Origin of the sequence: Novosphingobium sp., assembly GCF_965214355.1 — a bacterium.
Lineage (GTDB): Bacteria > Pseudomonadota > Alphaproteobacteria > Sphingomonadales > Sphingomonadaceae > Novosphingobium.
Genome location: NZ_CBDCBI010000002.1, coordinates 987,185 through 998,261, shown reverse-complemented (window position 1 = coordinate 998,261; position 11,077 = coordinate 987,185). Strand labels below are relative to the sequence as shown.

General features: G+C 65.1%; 10 protein-coding genes. 6 read left to right on the top strand and 4 right to left on the bottom strand.

The window, feature by feature from the left end; all coding sequences use genetic code 11:
* Positions 1-54: 54 nt before the first annotated feature.
* Together ACOOE2_RS05330 and ACOOE2_RS05325 are read left to right on the top strand one after the other, a co-directional pair.
* Positions 55-768, top strand: a complete 714-nt coding sequence (locus ACOOE2_RS05330) for a uroporphyrinogen-III synthase (protein WP_420381981.1) — start codon at positions 55-57, stop codon at positions 766-768.
* A gap of 112 nt (positions 769-880) precedes the next feature.
* Positions 881-1,714 carry a hypothetical protein gene (locus ACOOE2_RS05325; RefSeq protein ID WP_420381980.1) on the top strand — a complete coding sequence of 278 codons (834 nt, stop codon included), beginning with the start codon at positions 881-883 and terminating at the stop codon, positions 1,712-1,714.
* 90 nt (positions 1,715-1,804) lie between these two features.
* On the opposite strand, the gene ACOOE2_RS05320 is transcribed toward ACOOE2_RS05325, so the two are convergent.
* Both ACOOE2_RS05320 and ACOOE2_RS05315 read right to left on the bottom strand, forming a co-directional pair.
* A complete protein-coding gene (locus tag ACOOE2_RS05320) occupies positions 1,805-3,013 on the bottom strand; it encodes a UbiH/UbiF/VisC/COQ6 family ubiquinone biosynthesis hydroxylase (RefSeq protein ID WP_420381979.1) in 1,209 nt (402 codons plus the stop codon).
* An 8-nt stretch (positions 3,014-3,021) separates the two neighbouring features.
* Positions 3,022-4,704 (bottom strand): alkaline phosphatase family protein, encoded by a 1,683-nt coding sequence (locus ACOOE2_RS05315; RefSeq protein ID WP_420381978.1) that lies wholly within the window; start codon positions 4,702-4,704, stop codon positions 3,022-3,024.
* A gap of 138 nt (positions 4,705-4,842) precedes the next feature.
* Between ACOOE2_RS05315 and ACOOE2_RS05310 the strand changes: the two genes are divergently transcribed.
* Together ACOOE2_RS05310 and ACOOE2_RS05305 are read left to right on the top strand one after the other, a co-directional pair.
* Entirely contained in the window at positions 4,843-6,924 is a 2,082-nt protein-coding gene (locus ACOOE2_RS05310) for a protein-disulfide reductase DsbD family protein (RefSeq protein WP_420381977.1), read from the top strand.
* Positions 6,925-6,962: 38 nt separating this feature from the next.
* Complete coding sequence (locus ACOOE2_RS05305; RefSeq protein ID WP_420381976.1) at positions 6,963-7,619, top strand: immunity protein Imm33 domain-containing protein; 657 nt, start codon at positions 6,963-6,965, stop codon at positions 7,617-7,619.
* Between the two features lie 34 nt (positions 7,620-7,653).
* Here ACOOE2_RS05305 and parC read toward each other — a convergent pair whose 3' ends face one another.
* Positions 7,654-9,951, bottom strand: a complete 2,298-nt coding sequence (gene parC / locus ACOOE2_RS05300; protein ID WP_420381975.1) for a DNA topoisomerase IV subunit A — start codon at positions 9,949-9,951, stop codon at positions 7,654-7,656.
* A 124-nt stretch (positions 9,952-10,075) separates the two neighbouring features.
* Between parC and ACOOE2_RS05295 the strand changes: the two genes are divergently transcribed.
* The gene (locus ACOOE2_RS05295; protein ID WP_420381974.1) at positions 10,076-10,384 is read left to right on the top strand and encodes a type II toxin-antitoxin system ParD family antitoxin; all 309 of its coding nucleotides are present in this window, start codon (positions 10,076-10,078) and stop codon (positions 10,382-10,384) included.
* A gap of 58 nt (positions 10,385-10,442) precedes the next feature.
* A complete protein-coding gene (locus ACOOE2_RS05290) occupies positions 10,443-10,676 on the top strand; it encodes a type II toxin-antitoxin system RelE/ParE family toxin (protein ID WP_420381973.1) in 234 nt (77 codons plus the stop codon).
* Positions 10,677-10,736: 60 nt separating this feature from the next.
* On the opposite strand, the gene ACOOE2_RS05285 is transcribed toward ACOOE2_RS05290, so the two are convergent.
* Positions 10,737-11,069, bottom strand: coding sequence for a 2Fe-2S iron-sulfur cluster-binding protein (locus tag ACOOE2_RS05285; protein WP_420381972.1), 333 nt, complete (start codon positions 11,067-11,069; stop codon positions 10,737-10,739).
* Positions 11,070-11,077: the final 8 nt, after the last annotated feature.

The following is an 11,077-nucleotide window of genomic DNA, read 5'->3' as shown; positions in this document are numbered from 1 at the left end:
CTTCACCGCCGACGTGCTTCGATCGCGCGCCGCCACAGATTCGCGATCATGGCCATGGCAAGCCCTGTCCGCGCGATGATCCCCGCGCGCAACCGCCCCCTGCTGGTGCTGCGCCCCGAACCGGGCAACACCGCAACCTGCCGCGCCGCACACGCCCACGGCCTGCACACCCATGCCGCACCGCTGTTCGCCTACGGCGCACAGCCCTGGACATTGCCCGGCGGCGATTGGGCAGGATTGCTGATCGGCAGCGCCGCCGTCTTCGCCCATGCCGGGCAGAACCTTGGCGACCTGCTTCCCGTTCCGGTCCACGCAGTCGGACCCACCACCGCGCGCGCCGCGCAAGGCGCAGGCTTCACTGTCGCCCATACCGGCAGCGGCGGCCTTGCCCCGATGGTCGCTGCCTTGCCCCCGGGCCGCTATGTGCGCCTCGCCGGTGCAGAGCGCGTTGCGCTGACCCCGCCGCCGGGCGTCGAAGTGATCGACGTGGTGGTCTATGCCGCCCGCCCGTTGCCGCTCGCCCGGGACGCTGCCCGTCTGATCGCCAGCGAACCGGTGGTGGTCCTGCTCCACTCCGCGCAGGCGGCGCGCCATTTCGCCGCCCAATGCGACAGCCTGGATCTGCAGCGCGAATCTGTTGCGCTGGCCTGCCTTGCCCCGCGAATCGCTGACGCGGCGGGTAAAAGTTGGCAGGCCGTCGCAATTGCGCCCCGGCCCGACGACGAAGCATTGCTTCCCTTGGCCCGTCAAATGTGTCAGATAGTGTGACTTCGGGGCAACGGGTTACAATGAAAACGCAACGGTACAGGAAATGACTTCCGGCACGATGGCCGATTCGCACCGCCCTTTGGGCCGGAGCCGCCGCGGCCCGGCCGTCCTGTTGGCAGCACTCCTGCTGGTGGTTCTGGCCGCCGGTGCCTGGTACAGCTGGCACAGCGGCTGGCTTCGTTCGGCGGCGTCGCGCCTCGCCCCCGCCATGGACCCAGCCCCTGCAAATCTGCCGTCAGCCGCCCCCAGCGCAGCCACCGCTGCGATTGTCGCGCAGGGCAACCTGATCCAGGGCAACATGATCGCGACCAACGCCGCGCTCGCCGACGCCACCGCCCGCCTGACCGCGCTGCAACAGCGCCTCGCCGAACTCAACCAGCAGGCGCTGTCCGCCTCGGGCCAGGCCACCCGCGCCGAAGCACTGCTGGTCGCCTTTGCCGCCCGTCGCGCCATCGAACGCGGCCAGCCACTCGGCACTCTCGAAACTCCGCTACGCACCCGCTTCGGCGCAACCCAGCCCAATGCCGTCGACCAGATCATCGCCGCCGCGCAAAAACCGGTCACGATCGGCGGCCTGAGCCAGGACTTTGCCGTCCTTGAGCCACGGCTCGCCGGCGGCCCGGCCAATGAACGCACCTGGGACTGGATGTCACGCCAGCTCGGCAGCCTGTTCATCATCCGCCACGACGACATGCCCTCGCCCGCCCCCGAAGGCCGCCTCGCCCGCGCCCGCGCCGCGCTCGCTGGCCAGCGCGTAGACCTGGCCATCGCCGAAATCGAACGCCTGCCCGGCAAGGACGCCGCCACCGACTGGCTGGCCCACGCCCGCGACTGGATCGCCACCCAACGCGCGCTGGACCAGATCGAAAGCGCCGCGCTGTCCACGCCCACAGCCGCCCCGATCCCGGCGCCAATAGCACCTATGCCGACGGCCGCAGCGCAATAAAGTTCCTCGCCAATCCTGCCAAGATCCGCTCATGCTGAGCCTGTGAATCCCGCAGCCCGTGAAGGGGAGGGGTTCACGACACGCGCAAACTCACCCCTGCAGCAATGCCGGCAATGTCCCGCTCATTCCGCGCGCCTCATCCATGAAAAAGCGCTTCAAAGTCGGACTGCGCTGCACCCCTGCCATCCCCAGGCGCCGCACCATCGAGGGCAACCGCCCCGGAATCCCGAACAAACGCGTCAACGCATCCGTTGCCCCCGACACCATGAACCCGTCCAGCGCCCGCCACCGCTCATACCGCGCCAGCACCTGCGCATCGCCGGCATCGAGCCCCATCCGCATACCCTCGGCCAGGACCTCGACCAGCGCCGCAACATCGCGCAGCCCCAGGTTCAGCCCCTGCCCCGCAATCGGATGCATCCCGTGCGCGGCATCGCCAACCAGCGCCAAACGCTGCCCGACAACCTTGACCGTGTGATGGAAATCCAGCGGATACGCCATACGCCGCGTCGCCAGCGACACATCGCCAAACATCCCGCCCATCCGCCGCACGACTTCGCCAACGAATGCCGCATCGGGCAACGCCATCACGCCGGCAGCATCCGTTTCCGCGACAGTCCACACCAGCGCGCTGCGATGGCACCCTTCGGCGTCATCGCGCAACGGCAACAGCGCAAACGGGCCCGCCGGGTAGAAAATCTCCCACGCGACGTTCTCGTGCGACCGCTCGTGGATCAATCCGGCCACCACCGCGCGGTGCCGGTAACCCCACCGCGCCGGCGTAAACCCTGCTTCATCGCGCGTCGGCGACCGCCGCCCTTCGGCTGCAACCAGCAACCGTCCGCCCAGCACGCGCCCGTCGGCCAGCGTGACCGAAACCCCATGCGCCCCGCGCTCACGCGCGACAACCTGCGCATTGGGCAAGAACGTGATCAGATCCTGCGCCCGCGCCGTTTCGTACATCACCAGCCGCAAATCACGATTGGCAAACATCCGCCCAAGCGACCCTTCACCGGCTTCGGGCCGAAAGTCGATCCGCCCCGGCTTCATTCCGTCGCTGACTGCAATCGCCGCAATCGGACACCCCCGGCTGTTCAGCGCATCGGCCATCCCCAGGTGGGTATACAGGTTCCAGCTCGCGGTCGATATTGCCGAGGCCCGCCCGTCGAACCCGTCGGCGGTCACTGTCGCAGGATCCGACGCATCGACCACCACACTGGCAATCCCCTCATGCGCCAGCCCGATCGCCAGAGTCATCCCGACCAGCCCGCCGCCCAGGATGACGACCTCAGCGTGCATATCCTTGCTCAATTGTCTGCTCCACACGTATTGCCCGGCCCGGCATCGAGATCGAGGCAGCGCCCGTCCATCGTCCCCGGCGGCAGTCTCAGCCCGACCCACGCGGCCAATGTCGGCGCGATATCGACCGTTTCAACCGGGTTGGGCTGCTCGAACGTCACGATCCCCTTGCGCCAGAACAGGATCGGCACGCGCCGATTGTTGTCCCACGGGCTGCCATGGGTCGCGACGATGCCCTTGCCCGGCGTGACCAGGGACATCACCCCGCGGTTCAGCAAAACCACCAGATCGCCGGACCGCGGCGCATAGAACGACGCCCGCGCCCGCTGGATCAGGCTCCACCGTTCGGGCGATCCACTGGGCATCGGTTCGGCGGCCAGTTCGGCTGCGGTAAACACTTTGGCGACTTGCGGCTGGCTTATCAGGTCGTCGTGCGCTGCGGCAATCACGGCGCTCTTTTGCGCGGGCGTCAGATCGGCGCGGACCCACAGGTCGCCCGACGGACCTTCGCCGAGCAGCAACCCCTTGGGATCGATCCCCAGTTTTGCCCCCACCCGCTCTGAAATCGCCTTCGGCAAAAGCGCAGCGTCCGCGCGCTGCGCCAGGGGCAAAGCCTGCTGGCGCGACCGCTCGGGCATGTCCGCACCGCCGTGATCGGCGGTCAGCACGACCGCATAGTCGATCCCGCGCACATCGAGCGCGGTAAAGAAATCGCCGAGCGCGGTGTCGAGCTGGTGCAACTGGATGCACATCTCGGCCCCTTGCGTGCCATAGCCATGGCCGATGTAATCGGTCGCCGACAGGCTGATCGACAGCACATCGGGCGTAACCCCGTGCCCCAGCCGATCCGTATCGATCACCCGCGTCGCCAGATCAAGCACCGCCCGGTCGAGCCGGGGCGAGGCGCGAAACGCAGTGGCATCGTTCGCCGCCATCGCAAACCGCCCGGTGCCCACTGTCACCGGGCCGGCCGCAACCGCACGGTCCTTTGGCACGCAGAAATCCGGCAAGGCATAACCCGGATCGCCCGCCGCCAGTGCTTGTGCCACCGCCGCATTCTGTTCGGCCGCAACCCGGCCCACGGTTTCGCCATCCAGCGTCACGAAACCCCTGGCTTTCCACCAATAGACTTCGTCGATGCGATGCCCGCCCATCATCAGCGCGGCGCGATCCTTGCCCGATACCGCGATATTGCGGCTGTTTGGCCACACCGCCTTGATCCGCTCGCCCAGCGTCGGCACCAGCAGATGCGTGACCGAGGCGACATAGTCCCCGGCGGGCGCCGGCCTGGTTTCATCTTCGGCGCAATAGACCGCCTTGTTCGCCCGCGCGATCGACTGGTCAAACCAGGTATTGGCAATGATCCCGGTGTGCGCGGGGCGCATGCCGGTCATGATCGTCGAATGCCCGGGGCATGTCTCGGTCGCGGCATGCGACTGGTAACCGGACGGGAAAACGCCCCCACCGGCCAGCCGCGCCAGTCCACCGGTGAAATGCGACCGGTACTGCGCAAACAGATCCGCCGAAAACTGATCGATCGAAATCGCGATTACAAGCCGCGGCGCATTGGCCGCCGGCGCCTGGCCATGCGGCGCTGCAGCCGGCGGATTATGGCCACGCGCGACCGCGTGCGGCGCGATCGGCGCGACCAGGCCAGCCAGGATCAACAGGGCCTTTCGGGCATAACGCATGTGTCTGGCTCCTGATGCGGCGCCGTCGCTGGACTCGACGCTCCGGGAAATCTATCTGTGGCGCTGATGGCCTCCGGCAACGCGCGGTGCAAGGGGCCTTGCACCTTTGTTCCCTGCCCACGCCAGAGTTTCAGCACGATGTCAGCCCCTGTCTTCCGCCTGTTCACCGCGCTGTTGCTGCTGCTGGCGTTTACCCCCGCTCACGCCGAAAGCCTGAGCCCCGGCGCCCCGACGCACATCCACACGACGCTGATCGCCGAACGCGCCGCCACGCCTGGCGAGACAATCACGCTCGCGCTGCTGATGCAGCCCGACAAGGACTGGCACGGCTACTGGTCCAACCCCGGCGATGCCGGCCTGCCGCTGACACTCGACTGGACGTTGCCCAAGGGCGCGACCGCCGGCGCGCTGCAATTCCCCGTGCCGCAAAAGCTGGTCGTCGCCGGGCTGATGAACCACGTCTATGTGCACGATTTCGCGATCCTGATCCCGCTGACCGTTCCCCGCGACGCAAAACCCGGCACTTCGCTGCCGATCAGCGCCAAGGCGCAATGGCTGGCGTGCACCACAGCCATCTGCGTCCCCGAAGAAGCCACGATCGCCACCACGATCAGCATTGCGGCGCCCGGCACCACCCCCGCCGCAGACCCGCGCTTTGCCGCATGGCGCACTGCGCTGCCCGCCCCGCTCGATCAACCTGCGCATTTTGCCACGACGGCGACCGGCTATCGCCTGGCGATCCCGTTCCCCGCACACGCCGCAATCACCGATCCGCACGTGTTCCTCACCACCGACGGCGTGATCAACTACGCCGCGCCCCAGAACTTCAGCCGCAACGGCGACACGCTGGTGGTCGACCTCACCCGCGCCACCACGCCGCCTGCGACCGCTCCGACCGCGCTTGCGGGCGTTCTCTCGCTCGGCCCCGACGGCTCGGGCATCAGCCTGACCGCGCAAGCCGGCCCCGTCCCCCCGCCCGGCGAGCCCCTCGCCGGCGCCGCACCCACGGCCGCATTCTCGTGGAAACTGCTGGGCCTGTCGGTGCTCGGTGCGCTACTCGGCGGCCTGATCCTCAATATCATGCCCTGCGTGTTCCCGATCCTCAGCCTGAAAGCGCTCGCGCTGGCACGCGGCAACACCCAGAACGCACACCTCGACGCACTGGCCTATTCGGCCGGCGTCATCCTCGCCTGCCTGGTCCTGGGTGGCATCATGCTCGGCTTACGCGCAGCAGGCAGCGAAGTGGGCTGGGCGTTCCAGCTGCAGAATCCGGGCGTCATCGCGGTCCTGCTGCTGCTCGCGGTCGCAATCACTGCCAATTTCGCCGGCCTCTATGAATTGCCCGGCCTGTCGTTCTCGACCGGCGCGCCGGGTCAGCATGGCCTGCTCGGCGCGTTCGGCACCGGGCTGCTGGCGGCGTTCGTCGCCACCCCCTGCACCGGCCCGTTCATGGCCGCCGCGATGGGCGCCGCACTGGTCCTGCCGATGGTCGCCGCGCTCGCGGTGTTCGGCGCGCTCGGCCTCGGCCTGGCGCTGCCGTTCCTGGCCATCGGCTTCATCCCCGCGCTGCGCCGCATCCTGCCCCGCCCCGGCGCCTGGATGGTCTGGTTTCGCCATGCGATGGCCGTGCCGATGGGCCTGACCGTGCTCGCCCTCGCCTGGCTGTCGTGGCGCCTGGGCGGTGCAACGTTCTGCGCCGCCGCCATCGCGCTGTCGGCTGCCGTCGTCGTGCTGCTGACCGTCATGGGCCGTTCGCAACACTCTGGTCGCGAAGTCGCGCGCTGGATGGTCCCCGCACTGGTCGTGCTTGCCGTCGTCGCGGTCGCCGCCACGCCGCGCCTCGCCAACGCAGAACGCCACGAAGACGCCAGCCTGATCGGCGCGAAACCGTTCACGCAAGCCGCGCTCGACGCCGCCCGCGCCGCGCACCACCCGGTCTTCGCCTACTTCACCGCCGACTGGTGCCTGTCGTGCAAGGTCAATGAAAACGTCGCGATCGAAACCAACGCCACCGCCGCCGCGTTCAAGAAGGCCGGCGTCGTCGTCCTGGTCGGCGACTGGACCCGCCGCGACCCGGCCATCACCCGCTTCCTGACCGCCCAGGGCGCCGCCGGCGTTCCGCTTTATTTGTGGTATCCGGCAAGCGGCGAACCGCAAAAGCTGCAACAGGTGATGACGCCTTCGACGCTGACGACAATCGCGGGGCCGACAGCCGTGTAACCGCTTGCGCTCGTCGATACGCTCGGTACGATTATACGATGTCCAAAGTGCAGTCCTATAGCCTGGTCGATCCCCGCCCCATTGCCAAAGAAGCTCCCTATTCATTCTTCTTACCAAACGCTGTTGAGATTGCGGCCGTGGGCAAAGGCGACTTGGTCAAATTAATTTTCGAATACGCACACGATGTAGAAGAATTTGGCGCAGAGCGAATGTGGGTCAGGGTGACATCCTTGGATAACGACGCGCTTGCGGGAACACTGGCCAACGAGCCAATCGAACCCACCACTGACCTGAAACACGAAGACATGGTGCTGTTCGAACGCCATAATATTATCTCGATAATATGGGCAAATCCCGAAACAGCGCCACCTCCCGACAATATTCGTGAATATTGGGATCGGTGCCTGGTCGATCAATGCATCCTCGATGGCGAGGAGCCCGTCGAATTTATCTATCGCGAAGAACCGGACATGTCTCAGGAAGGTGACAGGTATCCTGATAGCGGCTGGCGCATTCGGGGTCGAATGGGTGATGCCACAGACGAAGAGATCGAAGCGCGCGAACCGACATATATTGCACTCGCCAAAGTGCTGAACGAAGATGACAGCTGGCTGCACCTCATCGACGAACCAATCGGCACCCGCATGATGCGCGATTTCACCACAGACACTTACAATCCGGAACGGTCAAAATAACGCAGTATTTGCGCTAAAAAACTGACGGATTTTGTCACGCAAACTTGTTATCGCGCGGAAATCCGTTCGGCGGCAGCCTTCCGCCCGCGCCGCGCGCAACCTTCCACGGCAACAGATCCTTTTCGATCCGTATCCGCCCGCTGCCGCCGCCCATCGGCCAAGACAGCCCGTCTTCCAACCGCAAGCTGATTGCATCGGCCATCCCGCCGTCGCGATAGCGCTGCAAGGCCACGCCCTGCCCCTTGGCCAGCAACGGCACTTCGTTCAGCGCAAAGATCACCAGCTTGCGGTTGTCGCCGATCACCGCAACGTGGTCGTGCTCGGGCGCAATCTCGCGCACCACGGTCAGCTTCACCCCCGGTTTGGTCGAAACCACCCCGCGCCCTTTGCGCGTTTCGGCGAGCAATTCGTCCATCTGCGCGGCAAACCCGCGGCCGGTGTTTGCTGCCAGCAGCAATTGCCCGCCCGGCTTGTGCACCACCATCGCCATGATCTGCGCATCGGGATCGATATCGAGCATCGTGCGGATCGGTTCACCAAACCCGCGCGCGCCCGGCAATTTGTCCACGCCGATCGTGAAAAACCGCCCGGCGTCGGTCGCGATCAGCACTTTGTCGGTGGTCTGCGCATGAAACGCAAACGCCGGCCCGTCGCCTTCCTTGAACTTGAAATCGCCATCGAGCGGGACATGACCCCTGGCCCCGCGAATCCATCCGCGCTGCGACATGATCACCGTCACCGGCTCTTTCTCGATCATCGCATCCATGTTGAATTCGCGCGTCGGCGCGGCTTCGGCCAATGTCGTGCGCCGGCGGCCCAGCGGTGTATCGGGGCCATATTCCTTGCGCAGCGCGGCCAGTTCGCGCTTCAGCTTGGTCCGCTGCTTTGCCGGGTTTTCCAGCAATTTGGTCAGGTCGTCCTGCTCGGCAATCAGCGCGGCGTGCTCGCGCCGCAACTCCATCTCTTCCAGCTTGCGCAACGAACGCAGCCGCATGTTCAAAATGGCCTCGGCCTGCCGGTCGGTCAGCGCGAATTCGGCCATCATCACCGGCTTGGGCTCGTCCTCGCCGCGGATGATCTCGATGATCCGGTCGAGATTGAGATAAGCGATGATATAGCCATCGACCAGTTCCAGCCGCGCCGCGATCTTTTCCAGCCGATGCCGCGCGCGGCGCAGCATGATGTCGATCTGCGAGATCACCCATTCCTGCAACAGCAGCTTCAGCCCCAGCACACCCGGCGTGCGCCGCGCATCGAGCACGTTGAGATTGAGCGAAAACCGCGATTCGATATCGGTCAGCCGGTACAGCGATTCCTTCAGCAATTCGGGATCGACATTGCGGCTCTTGGGCACGAACACGATGCGGATCTGCGTGTCGGATTCGTCGCGAATGTCTTCCAGGATCGGCAGTTTCTTGTCGCCGATCAGATTGGCGATCTGCTCGATCAGCTTGCCCTTGGCGACCATGTAGGGAATTTCGGACAGCACCAGCTGCCATTGCCCGCTGCCGGTCCGCTCGATCCCGCTCGGCTCCCAATCGCCCGCCTCGTCGCGACCGGTCGAAAACCGCCCCCGCGTGCGGATCGCGCCCTTGCCCGAAGCATAGGCCGCGCTGATGCTTGCCGGACTGTCGACGACCACACCCCCGGTGGCAAAATCGGGCCCATGAAACACCGTCATCAATTCGGCATGCTCGACCGCCGGATTGTCGATCAGCATCAGCGTTGCATCGACGATCTCGGCGACATTGTGGCTGGGGATCGATGTCGCCATGCCGACCGCAATCCCGGTCGCGCCATTGGCCAGCAGGTTGGGAAACAGCCCCGGAAAGATCTCCGGCTCTTCGTCTTCGCCATTGTATGTCGGGTGATAATCGACCGTGCCGTCTTCAAGCCCGGCCATCAGCCGCATCGCGGTGCGCGTCATCCGCGCCTCGGTATAGCGGTAGGCCGCGGCATTATCGCCGTCGATATTGCCGAAATTCCCCTGGCCCTCGACCAACGGATAGCGCAGCGCAAAATCCTGCGCCAGGCGGACCATCGCGTCATAGACCGACGCATCGCCATGCGGATGATACTTGCCGATCACATCACCGACGACCCGCGCCGATTTCTTGAACGCCAGCGTGGGCTCGAGCTTCAGCTGCCGCATCGCCCACAACAGCCGCCGGTGCACCGGTTTCAACCCGTCGCGCAGATCGGGCAACGACCGCGCGGTAATCGTCGACAGCGCATAGACCAGATACCGCTCCGACAACGCCGCATCGAACGGCGCATCAATGATGGCATCGAACGGATCGGAATCGTCAGGGGGCGTGGGTTTTTTGGCCATTGCCCTCAAACCCTAGGGGGCACACCAGGCGAAGACAACCGGACGAAACGCGTAATCCCCCTTCCATTGCCCGCTCATGGATATCGGGGCGCGTGGCCATCGCTGAAAACGGGACAGCGCCGCCTTGCCAAGAATACCAGAAATTGGTATTTTTGGCGCTGAAGGTGAAATGATGGCCCAGGCACAAAATACGTCCGTTTCGCTCGGCGAGCATTTCGCAGAGTTCATCGCCGCCTCGGTAAAAGAGGGGCGCTACAATTCCGCCAGCGACGTCGTGCGCGCCGGATTGCGGCTGCTGGAAGAGCAGGAGGCCAAATTGAAAGCGCTGCGCCAAGCCATCAGCGACGGTGAGGCATCCGGTTATCCGGATCACCCCCTGGATTTCAAGGCGTTCCTTGGCGGGCTGAAGGCGCAGCCTGGCCCGCAAGTTTGAATCCTACCGCTTATCCCGGCTTGCTGAAGCCGATCTGGCCAATATTTACGCCTACACCGTGAAGCATTGGTCGGTACATCAGGCAGACAGCTACATCATCACTATACAAACCGCGATCAATGGCCTGGTGGAAGGCGTGAAACACGGGCGCAGCAGGTCCGAGCTCGGGACAACATACCTTTCCTGCAACGTCGGCTCTCATCTGATCTTTTACCGCGAAACCAAGCACATCCTCGTTGTGCGCATACTTCATGCGTCAATGGACCTGCCTCGCCATCTGGCTACGTTATAGGTCCAAGCGCTTTAAAGCTTGCCTTAAACGGTTATATGCAATGGCCTAATGCAGCGACAGTCAACGCCCCTGCATGTCGCGCGCTTCGTCGGGAATGCGCACTTCCAGCCCGTCGAGGTCGTCCTGCAACACGATCTGGCACGCCAGCCGGCTCGTGCGCGTCACGCCCGCCGCCAGGTCGAGCATGTCTTCCTCGTCCTCGACCGCGCCGGGCAGTCGGTCAAACCATTCGGGCGCAATGATCACATGGCACGTCGAACACGCCATCTGCCCCTCGCAGGTCCCTTCCAGCGGCATGCCGATGGCCTGCCCAAGCGCAAGCAGGCTGTCGCCGGGCGTACCCTGCGCATCGACCCTGCGGCCATCGGTGGTGACGAAACAGACTTTGACCATTCGTCCAC

Excerpts from the sequence above, each read along its gene's own strand:
- ACOOE2_RS05330 (WP_420381981.1), top strand. The coding sequence starts at position 55 with ATGGCAAGCCCTGTCCGCGCGATGATCCCCGCGCGCAACCGCCCCCTG.
- ACOOE2_RS05320 (WP_420381979.1), bottom strand. The coding sequence starts at position 3,013 with ATGCACGCTGAGGTCGTCATCCTGGGCGGCGGGCTGGTCGGGATGACT.
- ACOOE2_RS05315 (WP_420381978.1), bottom strand. The coding sequence starts at position 4,704 with ATGCGTTATGCCCGAAAGGCCCTGTTGATCCTGGCTGGCCTGGTCGCG.
- ACOOE2_RS05310 (WP_420381977.1), top strand. The coding sequence starts at position 4,843 with ATGTCAGCCCCTGTCTTCCGCCTGTTCACCGCGCTGTTGCTGCTGCTG.
- ACOOE2_RS05305 (WP_420381976.1), top strand. The coding sequence starts at position 6,963 with ATGTCCAAAGTGCAGTCCTATAGCCTGGTCGATCCCCGCCCCATTGCC.
- parC (WP_420381975.1), bottom strand. The coding sequence starts at position 9,951 with ATGGCCAAAAAACCCACGCCCCCTGACGATTCCGATCCGTTCGATGCC.
- ACOOE2_RS05285 (WP_420381972.1), bottom strand. The coding sequence starts at position 11,069 with ATGGTCAAAGTCTGTTTCGTCACCACCGATGGCCGCAGGGTCGATGCG.